Annotated in this window: 16 protein-coding genes; 6 read left to right on the top strand and 10 right to left on the bottom strand. The window is 59.3% G+C overall.

Going from position 1 to position 19,103, the window contains the following annotated elements; all coding sequences use genetic code 11:
- Complete coding sequence (locus I8E17_RS05080; protein ID WP_069614953.1) at positions 1-648, top strand: hypothetical protein; 648 nt, start codon at positions 1-3, stop codon at positions 646-648.
- A gap of 8 nt (positions 649-656) precedes the next feature.
- Here I8E17_RS05080 and I8E17_RS05075 read toward each other — a convergent pair whose 3' ends face one another.
- Entirely contained in the window at positions 657-1,220 is a 564-nt protein-coding gene (locus tag I8E17_RS05075) for a GNAT family N-acetyltransferase (protein ID WP_229002083.1), read from the bottom strand.
- 98 nt (positions 1,221-1,318) lie between these two features.
- Here I8E17_RS05075 and I8E17_RS05070 point away from each other — a divergent pair, with 98 nt between their 5' ends.
- From I8E17_RS05070 to I8E17_RS05060, 3 genes are all read left to right on the top strand, one after another.
- Positions 1,319-2,608 carry a DNA polymerase IV gene (locus I8E17_RS05070; protein WP_069614989.1) on the top strand — a complete coding sequence of 430 codons (1,290 nt, stop codon included), beginning with the start codon at positions 1,319-1,321 and terminating at the stop codon, positions 2,606-2,608.
- 190 nt (positions 2,609-2,798) lie between these two features.
- Positions 2,799-3,842, top strand: coding sequence for a GH25 family lysozyme (locus tag I8E17_RS05065; RefSeq protein WP_069614955.1), 1,044 nt, complete (start codon positions 2,799-2,801; stop codon positions 3,840-3,842).
- Positions 3,843-4,036: 194 nt separating this feature from the next.
- Positions 4,037-5,308 (top strand): L,D-transpeptidase family protein, encoded by a 1,272-nt coding sequence (locus I8E17_RS05060; RefSeq protein ID WP_069614956.1) that lies wholly within the window; start codon positions 4,037-4,039, stop codon positions 5,306-5,308.
- A gap of 62 nt (positions 5,309-5,370) precedes the next feature.
- On the opposite strand, the gene dnaE is transcribed toward I8E17_RS05060, so the two are convergent.
- The gene (dnaE, locus tag I8E17_RS05055) at positions 5,371-8,865 is read right to left on the bottom strand and encodes a DNA polymerase III subunit alpha (RefSeq protein WP_069614957.1); all 3,495 of its coding nucleotides are present in this window, start codon (positions 8,863-8,865) and stop codon (positions 5,371-5,373) included.
- Positions 8,866-9,221: 356 nt separating this feature from the next.
- Between dnaE and I8E17_RS05050 the strand changes: the two genes are divergently transcribed.
- Both I8E17_RS05050 and I8E17_RS05045 read left to right on the top strand, forming a co-directional pair.
- Positions 9,222-9,815 (top strand): hypothetical protein, encoded by a 594-nt coding sequence (locus I8E17_RS05050; protein WP_069614958.1) that lies wholly within the window; start codon positions 9,222-9,224, stop codon positions 9,813-9,815.
- Positions 9,816-9,894: 79 nt separating this feature from the next.
- Positions 9,895-10,362 (top strand): DUF5680 domain-containing protein, encoded by a 468-nt coding sequence (locus I8E17_RS05045; protein WP_069614959.1) that lies wholly within the window; start codon positions 9,895-9,897, stop codon positions 10,360-10,362.
- Positions 10,363-10,371: 9 nt separating this feature from the next.
- On the opposite strand, the gene I8E17_RS05040 is transcribed toward I8E17_RS05045, so the two are convergent.
- The 8 genes from I8E17_RS05040 to nuoN all read right to left on the bottom strand — a co-directional run bounded on the left by I8E17_RS05040 (position 10,372) and on the right by nuoN (position 19,100).
- Entirely contained in the window at positions 10,372-11,055 is a 684-nt protein-coding gene (locus tag I8E17_RS05040; RefSeq protein ID WP_069614960.1) for an ABC transporter ATP-binding protein, read from the bottom strand.
- A 14-nt stretch (positions 11,056-11,069) separates the two neighbouring features.
- The gene (locus I8E17_RS05035) at positions 11,070-12,380 is read right to left on the bottom strand and encodes a lipoprotein-releasing ABC transporter permease subunit (protein ID WP_069614961.1); all 1,311 of its coding nucleotides are present in this window, start codon (positions 12,378-12,380) and stop codon (positions 11,070-11,072) included.
- A 26-nt stretch (positions 12,381-12,406) separates the two neighbouring features.
- Entirely contained in the window at positions 12,407-13,729 is a 1,323-nt protein-coding gene (gene proS / locus I8E17_RS05030; protein WP_069614962.1) for a proline--tRNA ligase, read from the bottom strand.
- Positions 13,730-14,351: 622 nt separating this feature from the next.
- Complete coding sequence (locus tag I8E17_RS05025; protein WP_069614963.1) at positions 14,352-14,627, bottom strand: DUF1467 family protein; 276 nt, start codon at positions 14,625-14,627, stop codon at positions 14,352-14,354.
- 149 nt (positions 14,628-14,776) lie between these two features.
- Complete coding sequence (gene mce, locus I8E17_RS05020) at positions 14,777-15,181, bottom strand: methylmalonyl-CoA epimerase (RefSeq protein WP_069614964.1); 405 nt, start codon at positions 15,179-15,181, stop codon at positions 14,777-14,779.
- A gap of 24 nt (positions 15,182-15,205) precedes the next feature.
- Positions 15,206-16,879 (bottom strand): ribonuclease J, encoded by a 1,674-nt coding sequence (locus I8E17_RS05015; RefSeq protein ID WP_069614965.1) that lies wholly within the window; start codon positions 16,877-16,879, stop codon positions 15,206-15,208.
- 14 nt (positions 16,880-16,893) lie between these two features.
- Entirely contained in the window at positions 16,894-17,658 is a 765-nt protein-coding gene (locus I8E17_RS05010) for a biotin--[acetyl-CoA-carboxylase] ligase (protein WP_069614966.1), read from the bottom strand.
- The gene (gene nuoN / locus I8E17_RS05005) at positions 17,658-19,100 is read right to left on the bottom strand and encodes an NADH-quinone oxidoreductase subunit NuoN (protein ID WP_069614967.1); all 1,443 of its coding nucleotides are present in this window, start codon (positions 19,098-19,100) and stop codon (positions 17,658-17,660) included. The genes I8E17_RS05010 and nuoN overlap by 1 nt, the downstream gene beginning before the upstream one ends.
- Between the last annotated feature and the right edge of the window lie 3 nt (positions 19,101-19,103).

The following is a 19,103-nucleotide window of genomic DNA, read 5'->3' as shown; positions in this document are numbered from 1 at the left end:
ATGGATGCCCCGATCGAATTCGACGTATCGCATATCCGGCTGCAGGAGCGGCCGTTGATCGTTTGCGATGTCGACGACGTCGTCTTGCACTTCTTTGCGCCCTTCCTGACCTTCATCGAGGCAGAAGGCCATGAATTCCTGCCGCGTTCCTTCCGGCTGACGGGCAACATCGTCTCCAAGGCCAACGGCTCTGCGCTGGAAGAAAAGGATGTTCATCGGCTGATCGGGGCCTTCTTCGAGGCACAGGAAAAATGGCAGACACCACTCGATCGCGTGGTCGATACGCTCGGCGAATTCTCGAAAGACGCTGACATCGTTTTCCTCACCGCCATGCCGCCGCAGTTCTGGGAACAGAGGCGGCGACTGCTGGACAGACTGGAGCTTGCCTATCCACTGCTCGCGTCGCTGCAGCCGAAGGGGCCGATCGTGCGCTCGCTGCACCGGCGGCGCGAGATCCCTCTCGCCTTCGTCGATGACATGGCCCACAATCTGCATTCGGTCAGCGAGCATGTTCCGGAGTGCCTCCTCATCAATCTGAAACCGGATTCCATCGTCCACCGCATGGCACCGGCAGCGGCCGCGGGTATTCCAGAAGCCAATGAATGGAGCCAGGCAGCGCCGCTGATCCGGGCCCATATCGCGCGCTGACGCCGCCCTCAGAGCACAAGGCGCATCAGAGGCCTGCCATCCTTGCGCTTTGCAACTTCCAAAAATCCGGCGGCCTCGAAGATGCGCTGCGAACCGACATAGAGACCGACGGATTTCGACTGCTTGGTACGCTCGATCGGACAGCCTTCGAGCAACCGCGCGCCTGACGCACGGGCAAAATTCACGGCCTCCGACAACATGCGGTGGCTGTGTCCCTTGCCGCGATCCTTCGAATTCATGAAGAAGCAGCTCACCGCCCAGACGGAACTGTCTTCCGCATCGGCGGGATCGAGCGGACGCGACACCGTTTTCGGCGAGTTCCATTGCGGCAGCTCTGCACGCGGACCGACCTGCACCCAGGCGATCGGTTGTCCATCATTGTAGCCTAGAAGGCCGGGCGGCGGCCCAGCCGAGATTCGCTCGCGGATCAACTGCTTCTTTGCTGCTGCATCCATCGTCTTGCGCTGCGATGTCGGGACGCGGAAATAGGTGCACCAACAGCCATAACAGGCGCCGCTTGGCCCAAATAACGTCTCGAAATCGTCCCATCGGTCTGGCGTCAACGGCTGCACGATTAAATTCTGCCATCCCGCCTCCCCGGCAGTTTTCCAGCTTGAGACTCGCAAGCTTAGAACATAAAGTGGCGATGTTCAATTTTTGTTCTCGTTCCATGATCCATGTGCCCGACAAGATCTCCGGCTTCTGTCGCGATTGCTTGAGCGAGCAATCGGCCATGCGCACGCGCTGTCGGAGCTGCGGCAGCCCCCGCCTCGTCTACCACCGGGAGCTCTATGGGCTGACGTTGGCGCACATCGATTGCGATGCCTTCTATGCCTCCATCGAAAAACGCGACAATCCGGAGCTCGCCGATAAGCCTGTCATCATCGGCGGCGGCAAGCGCGGCGTCGTCTCCACCGCCTGCTATATCGCCCGCATCCATGGGGTGCGCTCCGCCATGCCGATGTTCAAGGCGCTGGAAGCCTGCCCACAGGCTATCGTCATCCGTCCAAACATGGAGAAATACGTCCGCGTCGGCCGCGAGGTTCGAGGCATGATGCAGGACCTGACGCCGCTGGTTCAGCCGCTTTCGATCGACGAAGCGTTTCTTGAACTCGACGGCACGCAGCGGCTCCATCACGATCCGCCGGCTCGCATTCTCGCCAAGTTCGCCAAGCGGGTGGAACAGGAAATCGGCATTACCATCTCCGTTGGGCTGTCGTACTGCAAGTTCCTCGCCAAGGTGGCCTCCGACCTGCAGAAGCCGCGAGGCTTCTCCGTCATCGGCAAGGCAGAGGCCCTCTCCTTTCTGGAGCCACGGCCAGTCACGACGATATGGGGTGTCGGCAAGGCCTTTGCCGCGACGCTCGAAAGCGATGGCATCCGCACTATCGGCCAATTGCAGGGTATGGAGGAAGGCGATCTCATGCGCCGTTACGGCGTAATTGGGCAGCGGCTTTTCCGCCTCTCGCGCGGGATCGACGACCGAACCGTGCATCCAAACGAAGCCGCGAAAAGCGTGTCTTCCGAAACCACCTTCTTCGAAGATATCTGGCGCCATGAGGATCTCGTGCCGATCCTGCGCGATCTCTCCGAGCAGGTTTCACGGCGTCTGAAACGCAGCGGCATTGCCGGCCAGACCGTCGTGCTGAAGCTCAAAACCTCGGATTTCAAGATCCGCACGCGTAACCGCCGTCTGGAGGACCCGACCCAGCTTGCAGACCGGATTTTCCGCACCGGTCTGAGGCTGCTCGAACCCGAAACGGGCGGGACGAAGTTTCGCCTCATCGGCATCGGCGTCACCGATCTTAGCGATGCCGGACGCGCAGATCCACCCGATCTTATCGACGTGCAGGCTGCGCGACGGGCCGCGGCGGAAGCAGCCATGGACAAACTTCGAGAGAAATTCGGCAATAAGACAGTCGAAACCGGCTACACGTTTGGCGACAAAAACCACAAATAACAATTGTTTAGCACAAGTCACCACATGGTGATTTTTGGCTGTGTCGCAAATAATCGCACCACACGCGCGATTATTTCGCGCGAAAAAGCTCGGATTCAAACTTTTTTGGTAAATTTCCATTAGGACTTGGATTCTGTAACTTTCCGGCGGCGTGAACTCGTCGCCGAGTGTGTTTTGCGTACGGGTTCCTATGCGTCTATCGGCTGTATCGACCATTTTTCTCGCCTGCCTGACGATTTCAGGCTGCGCCGCCCGAGGTGAGCGCGAAGCCGCGCAAGCCGCACCGCCTTCGAAAGAATTGACGAGTTCCATTGCAAAGACCAGCAGGCCGGTGCCGTCGGTCGAAATCGGCGAAACGGTTTCGCGCGTCGAGCGACAGCAGGCTCTCGCAGTCGCCATGCCGACGAACCTCCGCCCGGAGGGGATCATGCCTTCCGATCAGAGCGACGATAGTGATGCACCCGTGCCGCTGCAGCGGCCGCTCGCCATGCTCTCTCCATCAAACCCGATGCCCCGCGCCCTGAGGCAGCAGCCGATGCAGATCTACAGCCATCGTTTCCGGGATGCCAAGCCGATCAACTTCGGTACGTCCACTTCGCCCCGAAAGCTCGCCGTCCATGGCGTCGACGTCTCGCGCTGGCAGGGCGAGATCGACTGGGATACGCTGCGCACCCAGGGTGCGAACTTCGTCTACATCAAGGCAACGGACGGCGGCGATCATCTCGATCCCATGTTCAAGAAGAACTGGCGTGCCGCCCAGCAGGCCGGCCTTAAGCACGGCGCCTATCACTTCTTCTATTGGTGCCGGACTGCGGGAGAGCAGGCGGACTGGTTCATCCGCAACGTGCCCAAGGAGGCCGGAGCGCTGCCGCCTGTCATCGACGTCGAATGGAATGGCGAGTCGAGCTGCAAGCGACGTCCTTCGCGCGAGCAGGTTCTCGCCAAGATGCAGGTCTTTATGGACAAGCTGGAAAAGCATTACGGCCAGCGCCCGATCGTCTACACCGCACCGGATTTCTATCGCGATAATCTGAGCGGCGAACTGCTCGACTATCCCTTCTGGCTGCGCGCCGTGGCTCAACATCCGTCCAAGGTCTATCCGGGCCGGAAATGGCTGTTCTGGCAATATTCCGGCTCCGGGGTATCCCACGGCGTCGAAGGCAGGATCGACCTCAACGCCTTCCACGGCAGCGAGCAGGACTGGCACAACTGGGTGGCCTCCAACGTCCACTGATCGCACATAAGCTCGAGATTTCAATCATCGCCGAAGCAGAGTTTGATCGCTCCGCTTCGGCGATGCCGTATTGGGCTGGCGTTCGGCGAACTCACGTTTTCATGGACGCGGAAAGGCATGAGTTTTCGGCAAGTCTTCCTTAAACTTCGAAGTCTAACCTTCGGCACAACGAGTATTGCGTTTTGGTTGTGTCTATGAAGCCATTTTTGTTGCTTGGACTGGCGCTATTGTCAGCCACCGCCCTTTCTCATCCCGTCTTTGCTGCGCCGGATGCCCGCACCCTGCAGATCGTGGTGTCGAAGGACAGGCAGTCGCTTGCGGTCTATGACGGCGACAAGGTGATCGCGACTTCGAAGGTTTCCACCGGCAAGCGCGGGCACACGACCCCGAGCGGAATCTTCTCCATTCTGGAAAAGAAGGTTTATCACGAGTCCAACCTCTACTCGGCCTCGCCCATGCCCTTCATGCAGAGGCTGACCTGGTCGGGGATCGCACTGCACGAGTCCAACTCGGTGCCGAATTATCCGGCGTCCCATGGCTGCGTGCGCATGCCGAAGGCCTTTGCCAAGATGCTCTATCAAATGACCGAGCGCGGCGTCCATGTCGTCATCGCCGATCAGCCGCTCGTGCCGCAGCCATTCGAAAACGCGACGCTGTTCCAGCCGCTGCCAGCACCACCGCCGGCACTGTTTTCCGGCATCGAACTGCGTCCCATGACCGCGAGCTTCCTGCCGCAGGCACAACCGTTGCAGGTCGCGACGAATGACCTAACCTCGATCAAGATACCGAAGGCACAGGAGACTCTAGCGCCACCGGCCGATCCAGCGCCGCTCAGCATCCTCATCACCCGGCGCGGGCTGCGCGAAAACGTGCGCGACCTACAGGGCATCCTGAATGGAATGGGCTTTATCACCGGAACACCCGACGGGATACTCGGGCCGGCGACAGTGCAGGCGATCGAAGACTTCAAGAAGGCACATGATATCAAGACGACGGGCGGCCTTGTCAGTCCCGCGCTGATGAAGGCAGTCTATGCCGCCGCCGGCAAGGGCGAACCGCCGAACGGTGCGATCATGGTCCGCCAGAACTTCAAGCCGCTCTTCGAAGGGCCTGCAATTATCGCCGAGCCGCAAGAAGCGCTCGGCGTGCATTTCTTCACCGCCAACGCGATCGACCGGATCAGCGGAAAGGCCGACTGGTTCGGCATGACGCTCGAAGAAGATTTGAGCAAGCAGACGAAGAAGCGCTACGGCATCACCAGCGAGGAGCAATCGCAATCGTTCGACGCAGCCGGACAGGCGCTCAATCGCATCACCATTCCCGACGATATCCGTCACCGCATCGAGGATTTGCTGACAGCCGGATCGTCACTGACGATTTCCGATACCGGTGTTGGACCGGAAACCGGCAACGAGACCGATTTCATCACCATTACCAACAACGGTGCGCTGGGTAAGAAGGGTTAGAGCCTTTTTGTTTTTACGCAATTCCGGACGGAAAAGCGCTATCCACTTTTCCTGGAGTTGCTTCAGACCAGCTCCACGTCGATCACGCCGGGTGCCGTGCGCAAGGCAGCAGCGATTTCGGGCGTGATGCGATATTTCTCCGGCAGTGCCACCTCGACCTCGCGCATTCCTTCCTCCTTGATGACGATGAAGGAAACCAGGCCATCGCCCTTCGCGTTCAGATGCGCGGCAACGGCTTTCAGCGGGCCGGAATCGCGGACATAGACGCGCAGTGCCTTCTGCATCTGCAACGACTTCTCCTCCAACGACTGCGCCGTCTGCAGGCGCAGGCTGATGCCTTCCGGGCGCTCATCCGCCTGGGCGGTAATGACGAAGGATTTGCCGACTTCGAGCACGTCACGATACTGGTTGAGCGTCTCCGAGAAAAGCACTGCTTCGAACTGGCCCGAGGCATCAGAGAAGACGAAGATGCCCATCTTGTTGCCGGTGCGTGTCTTGCGCTCCTGCTTGGAGATCACCGTGCCGGCGAGACGGCCGTTGCTGGCGCCCTGCTTTACGGCGGCGGAGAACTCGGCAAACGGCTGCACCCGCATCTTGTCGAGCACGCTCTTATAAGTATCGAGCGGATGTGCCGTCAGATAGAAACCGAGCACCTGGAATTCGCGCAGCAAACGCTCCGAGGCGAGCCATGGCGTATAGGGCGGAAACACGATCTTTTCCGGACCGGAGGCGGCACTTCCGAACATGTCGTGCTGGCCGCTGCGCTTGTTTTCCTGCGCCACCTGGGCATAGCCCATGATGCGGTCGAGGCCGGCGATCAGCTGGGCGCGGTCGATTTCGAAGCAATCGAAAGCGCCGGCGCAGATCAGGCTTTCCAGAACGCGGCGGTTGATCTGCTTGGGATCGATGCGCAGGCAGAAATCTTCGATGCCAGCAAAGGGTTTGTCGCCGCGCACCTCGACGATATGGTCGACGGCGGATTCACCGACGCCCTTGATGGCCGCCAGAGCATAATAGATGCGGTTATCACCCGTCTCGAAATGGCGGAACGAGGTCTGCACGGAGGGCGCGATGACCTCGATGCCCAGCCGCTTGGCATCCTGACGGAAGTCGTTGACCTTTTCGGTGTTGGACATATCGAGCGTCATCGACGCTGCCAGGAACTCCACCGGATAATGCGCCTTCATATAGGCGGTCTGGTAGGAGACGATGGCGTAGGCGGCGGCATGCGACTTGTTGAAGCCGTAATTGGCGAATTTCGCGAGCAGATCGAAGATGACGTCGGCCTGACCCTTCGAAACGCCGTTCTTGATGGCTCCGTCGACAAAGCGCTCGCGCTGCTGGTCCATCTCCGCCTTGATCTTCTTACCCATGGCGCGGCGCAGAAGATCCGCTTCGCCGAGCGAATAGCCGGAAAGCACCTGGGCGACCTGCATCACCTGTTCCTGATAGACGATAACGCCCTGGGTTTCCTTAAGAAGATAGTCGATCTTCGGGTGGATCGATTCGATCTCTTCCTCGCCGTGCTTGCGGGCATTATAGACCGGGATGTTCTCCATCGGGCCGGGACGATAGAGCGCTACGAGCGCGATGATATCCTCGATGCAGTCGGGACGCATGCCGATCAGCGCCTTGCGCATGCCCGCACTTTCCACCTGGAACACGCCGACCGTCTCGCCGCGCGAGAGCATCTCATAGCTCGGTTTGTCGTCGAGCGGTATGCTGGCAAGATCGATAGAGATGCCGCGCTTGGCAACGAAATCGACGGCCGTCTTGAGGACAGTCAGCGTCTTCAAGCCGAGGAAGTCGAACTTCACCAGACCGGCCTGCTCCACCCATTTCATGTTGAACTGGGTGACCGGCATGTCGGAGCGCGGGTCGCGATACATCGGCACGAGCTTCGACAGCGGACGGTCGCCGATGACGATACCGGCGGCATGGGTCGAGGCGTGACGATAGAGGCCTTCGATCTTCTGGGCGATGTCGAGCAGACGAGCGACGACCGGCTCCTTGTCCGCCTCCTCCTGCAGGCGCGGCTCCTCCTCGATCGCCTTGCTGAGCGGGGTCGGATTGGCGGGATTGTTCGGTACCAGCTTGCAGATCTTGTCGACCTGGCCATAGGGCATTTCGAGCACGCGACCGACGTCGCGCAAGGCTGCGCGCGCTTGCAGCGAACCGAAGGTGATGATCTGCGCCACCTGCTCGCGGCCGTATTTGGCCTGCACGTAACGGATCACCTCTTCGCGCCGGTCCTGGCAGAAATCGATATCGAAGTCCGGCATCGAGACGCGTTCCGGGTTGAGGAAGCGCTCGAACAGCAGCGAAAAGCGCAGCGGATCGACGTCGGTGATGGTCAGAGCATAGGCAACCAACGAACCCGCACCGGAACCGCGGCCCGGGCCGACAGGGATATCGTGACGCTTGGCCCACTTGATGAAGTCCGCGACGATCAAGAAGTAGCCGGGAAACTTCATGCGCTCGATAACGCTGAGTTCGAATTCCAGCCGCTCGCGATAATCCTTTTCCGCATAGCCCGGCGCCATGCCGAGCGAGGCGAGACGCAGGTCGAGACCCTCGATCGCCTGAGCGCGCAGCTCGGCGGCCTCGGCGCGTTCCGCCTCCTCCGCATCATCCGTGGCGCCGGTGAAGCGCGGCAGGATCGGCTTGCGGGTCTTCAGGATGAAGGAGCAGCGGCGGGCGATCTCGACCGTATTCTCCAGCGCTTCGGGCAGATTGGCGAAGAGTTTCGCCATGTCGGCACGGCTCTTGAGATAATGATCCGGCGTCAGGCGGAACCGCGTATCGTCCGAGACAATGGCATTGTGGGCCACCGCCATCAAAGCGTCATGCGCATCATAATCGTCCCGCGTCGGGAAAAAAGCTTCGTTGGTGGCGACGAGCGGAATCTCATGCTCGTAAGCCATCGCGATCATTTTCTGCTCGTGGCGACGATCATAGGTGCCATGACGCTGCAATTCGACATATAACCTGTCGCCGAACAGGCGTTTCAGGGCCAGCAGACGGGAAAGCGCCTGCGGCGCATGGCCTTCCTTCAACGCCATGTCAACCGGGCCGGTCAGCGAACCGGTGAGCGCGATCAACCCTTCCGTGCCGATCTCGTCCAGCCATGAGGCTGCAATGTGAACGGCATGGTTGCCCTCGCCGCCGAGATAGGCGCGGCTGACGAGATCGACGAGGCGCTCGTAGCCCTGCTCGGTGGCGGCAAGCAGCACGATGGATGGCAGCTTCGCCAAAGCCTGCTGCGGCCCGCGCCTCTCGCCCTCGCCGCCGTCTTCCATATCGATCGATACCTGACAGCCGATGATTGGCTGCAGCCCCTCGTCCATCGCTTTCTGCGAGAACTCCAGGGCAACGAACAGATTGTTGGTATCGGTGATGGCAATGGCCGGCTGACTGTCCCCGGCAGCCTTGGCCAATATCTTCTTGAGCGGCAATGCGCCCTCTAGCAGAGAATAGGCGGAATGAACCCTGAGGTGCACGAATTCCGGCATTTCGCCGACCGGCGCTGCCGCGCCGCTGCCACCTGCATCCGCCATTTCATACCCTTCCGCACGCCTGAATGAATCAGCAGCATTTTCGGCATTGCGGACCGTAAAGTCCAGAAGTTGCTCCCATCAAATATGGGAACAGCATGTGCAAATGGGGGACAAAATTTACATCGCCATCATGATAAGGGAAAAGCTGGCAACGAACATGACGATGGAAGTGAATGCTGCAACGTCTCGAATAATGTCGGTCATTTAGGCGCTCCTTACTCGTTATGTTTCTTTTTTGTTCCATTTTTGTTCGAGAGTCAATAGATGCATCAAGAAATTTCATCAGACGACTTTTCAGCCTGTAATGGACGCCGAGGCGGCCTCGCGCTATGCAGAGGCAAACCCGGGAGATTACGATGAAGTCCCTTGGCTGCGCTCTCATTCTTCTTTTGACTGCAACTGCGGCTCGCGCCGAAGAGACCATCGCTTCAGACCGCATCATCGACGCGGCGATCGGCGATTGGAACAAGGACGGCAAGCCGGACCTTGCATTGCTGGTGACGATGCCGCCGAACGGCCAGGCCGATTATGAGATCGGAATCTATATCTATCTCCGCGACAAGGAACATGAGCTACTGAAGCTGGCCGCCGCCGCTCCTGATAAGGTATGGGGTCGCGCAGAGCCCGGTGGCATCTACGGCCAGGAACCCTCGATCGCCGGACTGCCGAACGGTTCAATCGCGATCACCTCGCAGAACGATGCTATCGGGCGCGACCGCTGGCACCAGACGCTGACGCTCGCTTACCGCAACAACGCATTTTTGGTTGCCGGCTATAGCTACGATTTTCGTGACAACCTTGAACCCAACAACAGCTATAGCTGCGATTACAACGTTCTGACCGGCAAGGTGACGAAGGACGGCAAGATGCTGAAGGCCGATGCCAAGACGGTGAGCATCCGGGACTGGCAAGATGATATCGGTCAGAAAGCCTGTGGAAACGGCAAATAGCAGCGCATGTTCTCTTTTTGTTCTTTACAAAAGCCACGCTGAATGGCATCTTGGCAGCTCACCAAAATTGGAGAGGGTCATGCCGGATCTTGCCGAGCTGAACGATTTTATTGTCGCCGCCAAAGCCGAGACCTATGTTGGCGACGGCGAGAGGCTGCCGTCCTGCCGAAACGGCTCGCATGACATCGGTTATGCGAGCGGCCGCTGGCGCTATCTCGACAGCTATTTCGGCGGCACGGATTTCGCGGGACAGGAACTCGTCTGGCATGATGACCAGCCTGTATGGGCCATGAATTATTTCGGCCATATCGTCGAGCCCGATCTGATCGACGGAACGCGAGCCGGCATGGTTATTAAGGCGGCACTTCTGCGCCTCTATCAGCATGAAAAACGTTTTCTAGGCGGCTTCGAATTCGAACATGTCTATGGCCGCTATATCGACCGCAGCACCGGATCGTGCGACCACTTTATCGGGCACGAAGCCATCATGGTGAATGAGCACAAGGCCTATGAGCTGGATTATCGCGGTGGCCTGATCGTTCCCTGACGGAAACGATCAAACCTCGACCACTTTGCCTTCACTCAGCGTGACACGGCGATCCATGCGGGCTGCGAGCTCGTGATTGTGGGTGGCAATCAACGCCGCAAGACCCGACTGACGCACCAGAGCCTCGAGTGCATCGAAGACGTAATGCGCCGTTGCCGGGTCGAGGTTGCCGGTGGGCTCGTCGGCCAGCAGCACCAGCGGCGCATTGGCGACGGCACGAGCGATCGCGACGCGCTGCTGCTCGCCGCCGGAGAGCTCGGCAGGGCGATGATCGGCGCGATGGCCGATGCGCATGTAGTCGAGAAGCTGAGAAGCACGCTCGCTCGCATCTTTACGCGAGAGCCCGGAAATAAGCTGCGGCATCATGATATTCTCGAGAGCTGAGAATTCGGGCAGCAGGTGATGGAACTGATAGACGAAGCCGATTTCGCTGCGGCGCACGGCCGTCCGCCCATCGTCGGACAAGCCTTCGCAGGCCTGACCATTGACCAGCACTTCGCCGCCATCCGGATGCTCAAGCAGCCCGGCCACATGCAGCAGCGTCGACTTGCCGGTCCCTGACGGCGCAACAAGCGCGACGATCTCGCCGCTATGCAAAGTGAAATCGGCGCCTTTCAGGATCGACAGCCGCGTCTCGCCCTGCCCGTAGTGACGCTCCACGCCAGAGAGCTGGAGAACGACGTTGCGTTTCATCAAATGGAATATCCTTATTCGTAGCGCAGCGCTTGCACCGGATCGAGCCGCGATGCGCGCCAAGCCGGAAAGATGGTGGCAAGGAAGGACAGAGTGAGCGCCATCACGATGACGGAGATGGTCTCGCCGAGGTTCATCTCAGCCGGCAATTTGCTGAGGAAATAGACCTCCGGATTGAAGATCACGGTGCCGGAAATCCAGGAGAAGAACTGGCGGATGGATTCGATGTTGAGGCAGACCAGGACCCCGAGTACGACGCCCGCAAACGTTCCGACGACGCCAATCGCCGCGCCCGTCATGAAGAAGATGCGCATGATCGCGCCCGATGTCGCCCCCATGGTGCGCAGGATGGCGATGTCGCTGCCCTTGTCCTTCACCAGCATGATCAAGCCGGAGATGATATTCAGCGCGGCGACCAGAACGATCAGCGTCAGGATCATGAACATCGTGTTGCGCTCGACCTGCAGGGCCGAGAAGAAGGTAGCGTTGACTTGCCGCCAGTCCGTCAGGAAGATCTGCCGCCCGGCCGCCTCTTCGATCTTCGGCCGCAGCTGATCGACGTCATCGGGATTGGTGATGAAGAGCTCTATCTTCTCGACGATGCCTTGGGCATTGAAGAAGACCTGCGCTTCTTCGAGCGGCATGAAGACGACGGAGGAATCATACTCCGACATGCCGACCTCGAAGATGCCGGAGATCGTATAGGCTTTGACGCGCGGGTTAACACCAAAAGGCGTCACATCGCCATCCGGTGCCGTAAGGGTGATCTGATCGCCGACCGTCAGGCCCAATTGCCGGGCCAATCGGCTGCCGACCAGAACGCCCTGTCCGGAGGCGAAACCAACCATGTCGCCGGACACGATGTGATCGGAGACTGATTTGAGCTTGGTCAGATCTTCCGGGCGGATGCCGCGCACCAGCGCGCCAGTGCCGGAGCCGCCGCGGCCGGAGGCGAGCGTTTCGCCCTCGACGAGCGGCAGGGCCATGGTGACACCCGGAACGGCAGAAAACTTCTTGGCCAGATCGGCATAGTCATTTAGCGGCGAATCAATCGGCTGAACGACGACATGACCGTTGAAGCCAAGTATCTGTTTGAAGAGTTCGGCACGGAAACCGTTCATCACGGCCATGACGATGATCAGCGCCGCGACGCCGAGCATGATGCCGACCAGAGAGAAGCCGGCGATGACCGAAATCGAGGCTTCCTTACGTCGGGAGCGCAGATAGCGCCAGGCCACAAGCCGTTCGAAACCGGAAAACGGGCGAGACGATGGGCCGGCCTTGAACGAATTTTCCTGCTGTTCCACTGCCGCGCTCACCGCCATTCGCCTTTCATCCTTTGTATCGTCAATCAGCCTGCCAGCCGATTGATCGCTGCCTCGACCGTCATCGTTTCGCGAGCGCCGGTCTTGCGGTCCTTCACTTCCACTTCGCCGTTCGCGATCGAACGCGGTCCGACGATGATCTGCAGGGGCACGCCGATCAGATCGGCGGTCGCGAACTTTGTTCCGGCGCGATCGTCGCGATCGTCGTACAGCACGTCCTTGCCGGCCTTCGACAGCGCGGCGTAGACAGTTTCGCAAGCGTCATCACAGGCCTGGTCGCCAGCCTTCATGTTGATCACCACGACGTCAAAAGGCGCGACCGAAGCCGGCCAGATGATTCCGTTCTCGTCATGCGATGCTTCGATGATGGCGGGAACAAGGCGTGTCGGGCCGATACCGTAAGATCCCATGTGGACAGCATGTTCCTTGCCGTCGGGACCCTGGACCTTCGCACCCATAGGCTCGGAATATTTCGTGCCGAAATAGAAGATGTGGCCGACCTCGATGCCGCGCGCCGACAGGCGATCGCCTTCGGGAATGGCATTGAAGGCGGCTTCGTCATGCATTTCCGAGGTGGCGGCATAGACCGAGGTCCACTTGTCGAAAATCCCCTTCAGGCCAGCAACATCATCAAAATTGGTGTCTTCGCCGGGAATGTCGAAATTGACGAAATCCTTGTGGCAGAAAACTTCCGACTCGCCGGTGTCGGCGAGAATGATGAATTCGTGGCTGAGATTGCCGCCGATCGGGCCGGTATCTGCCCGCATCGGGATGGCTCTCAGGCCGAGACGATTGAAGGTGCGCAGATAGGCGGCGAACATCTTGTTATAAGAATGCACTGCGCCTTCCTGCGTCAGATCAAAAGAATAGGCATCCTTCATCATGAATTCGCGCGAGCGCATCGTGCCGAAACGCGGACGAATTTCGTCACGGAACTTCAGCTGGATATGATAGAGGTTCAACGGCAAGTCCTTGTAAGACTTGATGTAGGATCGGAAGATATCGGTGACCATTTCCTCATTGGTCGGGCCATAGAGCATGGGCCGATCCTGCCGATCCTTGATGCGCAGCATCTCCTTGCCGTAGGCGTCATAACGGCCGCTTTCCTGCCAGAGCTCAGCCGACTGCAGCGTCGGCATCGACAGCTCGATGGCGCCGGAGCGGTTCTGCTCTTCGCGGATGATCTTGTTGACCTTGTCCAGCACGCGTTTGCCCAATGGCAGCCACGAATAGATACCCTGCGACTGCTGCCGGATCATGCCGGTGCGCAGCATGAGCCGATGGGAAACGATTTCAGCCTCCTTGGGATTTTCCTTCAGGATGGGCATGAAGTAACGAGACAGACGCATGACGCTTGTTCCAGATGGTTTGACGTTCCGCTGGCGGCGGAATCGTTAGCAAATTATGTACTGGAGGCAGTTCATAACTGCTTCGGCGCAGGAAGGAAACCCGCATTCTTCAATAGAAGAATTTGACAAAAGCCTGAGAATACAGGGGATAGAGCCCATTTTCGATGTTTCGAAAAAGCGCACGTTTATAAGGATTTACGGCGGAAATTCGTCAACAGAAAAATTCCGCGCGGCTGTAGCAAAAAAGCAAAAAAAAGGATGACAAAGCTCAATGTTTGAGCTAATTTTAGCTCACAAAAGAGGCAGGAAGGCTAAATTCTTGCCGTTTCGCGGTCAAGTCTTGGGAGGATCAGATCTTAGGCGCGCTCGTTCGCTGCCCCGGTAACGGATAAGGATCACGCGATACTTTAAAACAAGGCTTTTAGCCTTGTTTTTTTTTGCTTTCTCAGCGCAGCCTCGACGGTCCACGGATTTACCCGAAACACTCGGCTCGTGCTTCTGCTGAAATAATATACATAGACTGTAAATTCTTTGCTCCACGCTCATGACAAGCGTGTGACGAATTGATGGCGATCGCAAAGCACCCGCATTCCGGGCACCTTTAATCTACAGCTGTCACAGATCACTTGTAGCTTGGAACGATCTGCGGAATGGAATCTATACTCAGCCCGAAATAACGCGAGGCGATATACCACGCGCCATAAATAAGGGCCGATACCAGTGTTGTAGCAAGCACGACGCGCCAAGCACGAAATTTCGTCGGCGCACTTTCGACCGTACCCAGGATGACATGCTCATCCTCGGCCTGAGTGCGCAGGCCAAAGGGCAGGACGGCGAAAAGCGTAATCCACCAGATGACGAAATAGACGGCGAAACCGGCGGCAATCTGCTGTGCCATTGTGCTCCCTTCGAGACGAGCCTGCTCGTCTCCTCCTCTTCCAAACTGCTTATAGGGGCAAAGCAGTTGTCTTTCAAAGCGCCGATCAGCGCACTTAAAGCAGATTCAGATTTTAGGCCAGTTCCGCCACAAATCATCCGGCTCTGATGTCACACCTGCTCAAGCTCGATGAGCGTGCCGAAGAAATCTTTCGGATGCAGGAAGAGTACAGGCTTGCCATGCGCGCCGATCTTCGGCTCGCCATTACCAAGCACGCGTGCACCGCTGGAAACCAGCTGATCGCGTGCCGCCAGGATATCCGCAACTTCGTAACAGATATGGTGCATGCCGCCATCCGGATTCTTGGCGAGGAAGGAGGCGATGGGCGAAGCTTCGCCCAGGGGCTCGAGCAGCTCCACCTTGCTGTTTGGCAGCTCGACGAAAACCACGGTTACACCGTGTTCCGGCAAGGATTGTGGCGCGGATACAGTGGCGCCGAGCGTCTCGCGATAGGCTCGGGAAGCCATGGCGATATCGGGAACGGCGATCGCGATGTGATTGATGCGTCCCAACATGACCCTCTCCTCCCCGCTCAGACCTCAGCCGCCAGTGCGCGTGACGAATACGGTCACGACCGGCTTCTTGCCCCAGCCCTGATTGGCGGCGGCACGCACCGCGCGGCGTACGGCTTCCTGCAGCATGTCCAGATCCTTGCGACGCGCGCGCGGAATGCTCTCGATGGCACTGACAATGGCGTCGAAGAGCGTATCCTCCATCTCCTCGCCCTCGTCGTCATAGGCCGGCAGGCCGATCGGTACGAGATCGGGATCGCCGACGATGTCGTAACGGGCATCGAGCACAACATTGACGGCGACGTGGCCGACATAGGAGAGCTTCTTGCGCTCGCCGATGCCCATCTCGTCGAAATCACCGATCAGAATACCGTCCTTGAAGATGCGCCCATGCGGCGCCTCGCCGATGACCTCGACCGGACCCGGCGCGAGGCGCACGACATCGCCGTTGCGCACCCGCGGCACGGTGGCAATGCCGCTCTGTTCGGCCAGCTCCTTATGGGCGGTCAAATGGGTCGCCTCGCCATGCACGGGGATAACGACCCTCGGGCGCGTCCACTCGTACATCTTCTGCAGTTCGTTGCGGCGGGGATGGCCGGAGACGTGCACGAGCGCTTCGGCATCCGTCACCACATGCACCCCCTGCTCGATCAGGCCGTTCTTGATGTCCTGAATCGCCTTTTCATTGCCCGGAATGGCCCGCGAGGAAAAGACGACGATATCGCCAGCGGCCAGTGCGACATTGCGCATCTCATCCCGGGAGAGCTTGGCAAGCGCTGCGCGCGGCTCGCCCTGGCTGCCGGTCAGGATGACCACGACCTTGTCGCGCGGGATATAGCCATACTCGTCTTCAGCGATGAAGGGCTTGATACCTTCCATGAGGCCGATATCGCGAGCAACATCGACGACGCGCTTCAGCGAGCTGCCGAGCAGCAGCACTTCGCGGCCGGCGGCTTCGGCAGCCTCGGCAATGGTGCGGATACGGCCGACATTCGAGGAGAAAGTGGTGATCGCTACCCTGCCCTCTGCATCCTCGATGATCTTGCGCAGGCTTTCCGAGACGTCCTTTTCCGAAGGCGAAACGCCATCGCGCAAGGCGTTGGTGGAATCGCACATCAATGCCAGCACGCCTTCGTCACCGAGCTGCCGGAAGCGGGTCTCATCGGTCAGCGGCCCAAGCGAGGGTTCGTGATCGATCTTCCAGTCACCCGTATGGACGACATTACCGAGCGGCGTGCGGATCATCAGCGACATCGGCTCCGGGATCGAGTGATTGACGGCCACGCCCTCGATCTCGAAAGGGCCGACATTGATGCGATCACCAGCCTTGAAGAGTGTGACCGGGATTTCGCCCATCGACTTCTCGTAATCGCGCTTGGCTTCAAGAAGGCCGGCGGTGAAGGCAGAGGCATAGATCGGAACATTCAGACCCGGCCAGAGATCGTTCAATGCGCCATAGTGATCCTCATGGGCATGGGTGATGATGATACCCTTGAGGTTCTTGCGTTCCTTGGCAAGGAAACGGATATCCGGCAGAACGAGATCGACGCCAGGCAGATCCGGCCCCGGGAAGGTGACGCCGCAATCGACCATGATCCACTGGCGCTGTTCCGCCGGGCCGTAGCCGTAGAGCGCGAGATTCATGCCGATTTCGCCGACGCCGCCGAGGGGCAGAAACACCAGTTCGTCTTGCTTCGCCATGTGATCCCCAACCATTATCTAAAGAAAACGTCGCCCGCCGCGATCGGCATGATCCTGCCGTCCTCGGTTTCGAGCATCAACAAGCCATTATCATCGATTCCCGAGAAATGGCCCGAAATCGAGCGATCCGGCAAATTTACCGTGATCTTTTCCCCGATGCCGCACGCAAATTCGCGCCAACGCGCGGTGATCTCGCGAACACCCTTGCCGCAGTTCCAGACACCGAGCGCCTCGGCCATATCGGCGTAAAGATGGGCAAACAGCTCATCCGGCGACACCATCGAGCCCTGCTGCCTGAGGCAGGTGACCGGATACATCGGATTGTCAGGCATGACTGCAACGTTGACGCCGATGCCGATGACCAGTGCATAACGCCCATCCGGCAAAGCCTCGCCTTCGATCAGAATGCCGCAGGTCTTCTTGCGGCCGATCAGGATATCGTTCGGCCATTTGATCTCTGCAGGTTCCGCGGCCAGCGGCAGCACGCCTCGCACCGCCTGATGCACGGCGACCGCGACCGCAAGCGGCAGCGAGCCGAGGCGGTCCATCGGAGCAGGATCGATCAGAAGGAGAGATGCGTAGAGATTGCCGGCTTCCGATACCCATGGACGACCGCGGCGGCCGCGTCCACCCGTCTGACGCTCGGCGGTCACCCAAAGGTTCCCGGGGTCACCAGCCCGTGCACGCTCGATGCACACGCTATTGGTAGAGGACGTCTCCTGAAGGGCATCGTGCCGGAAGTCGGCGAGCGACTTCCGGCTGTTCATGTCAGACGCCATCAAAACAGTGTCGCAGCAGCGAGATCGGCCGCTCCGCCGATTGCACCGCCGAAGAAGACATAGGTGATGACGAACAGGCCGGAGAGACCGAAGACGAGGCGCAGCGAACCGGCCGTGCGCGTGAATTCATCCTTGGCTTCATCGAACCACATCACCTTGATAACACGCAGATAGTAGTAAGCGCCGACGACCGAGGCCAGAACGCCGATGATGGCGAGTGCATAGAGATGCGCCTGGATGGCGGCGACGAAGACGAAATACTTTCCGAAGAAGCCTGCGAGCGGCGGAATACCGGCCAGCGAGAACATCAGCGCCGTCAGAACGACCGCCATGAAGGGGTTGGTCGTCGAAAGGCCGGCGAGATCATCGATGTTTTCGACCTGACGGCCGTCCTTGCGGCGCATCGCCATGATGATGGCGAAGGAGCCGAGCGTCATGACCATATAGATGACCATATAGAGCATGACGCCGGATACGCCTGTCTTGGTGCCGGCGGCGAGGCCGACAAGCGCATAGCCCATGTGGCCGATCGACGAATAGGCCATCAGTCGCTTGAAATTGCGCTGACCGATCGCCGCAAAGGAGCCGAGCAGCATCGAGGCGATCGAGATGAACACGATGATCTGCTGCCAGTCGGCGAGCACCGGATGGAAGGCGGTGACGACGATGCGGGTCAGGATCGCCATGGCGGCAACCTTCGGGGCAGCCGCAAAGAAAGCGGTAACCGGCGTCGGCGCACCTTCGTAAACGTCCGGCGTCCACATGTGGAACGGCACGGCGGAGATCTTGAAGGCGAGGCCTGCAAGCACGAACACCAGACCGAAGACGAGGCCCAGCGAACGAGTCTCGGCGCTGAGTGCGGTCGCGATCGCATCGAAGGTCGTGTGGCCGGTGAAGCCGTAGACCAGCGACATGCCGTAGAGCAGCATTCCGGAGGACAGCGCGCCGAGCACGAAGTACTTCAGGCCGGCTTCGGTCGACTTGATGCTGTCGCGGTTGATGGCGGCCACGACGTAAAGGGCCAGCGACTGCAGTTCCAGCGACAGGTAGAGTGAGATCAGGTCATGCGCCGAGATCATCAGCAGGATGCCGAGGGTCGCGAGCACGAGCAGAACCGGGAACTCGAAGCGATCGAGCTGCTGCTCACGCGCCTGGCCCATGCTGAGGAACATGGCGACGATCGAACCGACCAGCGCGACGATCTTCATGAAGCGGGAGAAGCCATCGGCGAGATAGGCGCCGCCATAGGCAAGCCCCTCGCCCGGCACGAAGATGATCCAGAGACCTGCCACCGCGAGGACCGCGATGGCAAGACCGGTGACCGTGGGGCCAGACCGCTCGCCCGAGAAGACGCCGATCATGAGCAACGCAAGCGCACCGACCGCGAGGATGAGCTCCGGAATGGAAAGATGCAGGCTTGCAAGAATTGTGTCAGCAGTCATGTC

Source organism: Rhizobium sp. AB2/73 (assembly GCF_020871915.1).
Taxonomy (GTDB): Bacteria; Pseudomonadota; Alphaproteobacteria; order Rhizobiales; family Rhizobiaceae; genus Rhizobium; species Rhizobium dioscoreae.
This window is presented reverse-complemented; position numbering and strand designations above follow the sequence as displayed.

Coding starts and splice junctions, on each gene's coding strand:
- I8E17_RS05080 (WP_069614953.1), top strand. CDS start 1: ATGGATGCCCCGATCGAATTCGACGTATCGCATATCCGGCTGCAGGAG.
- I8E17_RS05070 (WP_069614989.1), top strand. CDS start 1,319: ATGATCCATGTGCCCGACAAGATCTCCGGCTTCTGTCGCGATTGCTTG.
- I8E17_RS05065 (WP_069614955.1), top strand. CDS start 2,799: ATGCGTCTATCGGCTGTATCGACCATTTTTCTCGCCTGCCTGACGATT.
- I8E17_RS05060 (WP_069614956.1), top strand. CDS start 4,037: ATGAAGCCATTTTTGTTGCTTGGACTGGCGCTATTGTCAGCCACCGCC.
- dnaE (WP_069614957.1), bottom strand. CDS start 8,865: ATGGCGGATGCAGGTGGCAGCGGCGCGGCAGCGCCGGTCGGCGAAATG.
- I8E17_RS05050 (WP_069614958.1), top strand. CDS start 9,222: ATGAAGTCCCTTGGCTGCGCTCTCATTCTTCTTTTGACTGCAACTGCG.
- I8E17_RS05045 (WP_069614959.1), top strand. CDS start 9,895: ATGCCGGATCTTGCCGAGCTGAACGATTTTATTGTCGCCGCCAAAGCC.
- I8E17_RS05040 (WP_069614960.1), bottom strand. CDS start 11,055: ATGAAACGCAACGTCGTTCTCCAGCTCTCTGGCGTGGAGCGTCACTAC.
- I8E17_RS05035 (WP_069614961.1), bottom strand. CDS start 12,380: ATGGCGGTGAGCGCGGCAGTGGAACAGCAGGAAAATTCGTTCAAGGCC.
- proS (WP_069614962.1), bottom strand. CDS start 13,729: ATGCGTCTGTCTCGTTACTTCATGCCCATCCTGAAGGAAAATCCCAAG.
- I8E17_RS05025 (WP_069614963.1), bottom strand. CDS start 14,627: ATGGCACAGCAGATTGCCGCCGGTTTCGCCGTCTATTTCGTCATCTGG.
- mce (WP_069614964.1), bottom strand. CDS start 15,181: ATGTTGGGACGCATCAATCACATCGCGATCGCCGTTCCCGATATCGCC.
- I8E17_RS05015 (WP_069614965.1), bottom strand. CDS start 16,879: ATGGCGAAGCAAGACGAACTGGTGTTTCTGCCCCTCGGCGGCGTCGGC.
- I8E17_RS05010 (WP_069614966.1), bottom strand. CDS start 17,658: ATGGCGTCTGACATGAACAGCCGGAAGTCGCTCGCCGACTTCCGGCAC.
- nuoN (WP_069614967.1), bottom strand. CDS start 19,100: ATGACTGCTGACACAATTCTTGCAAGCCTGCATCTTTCCATTCCGGAG.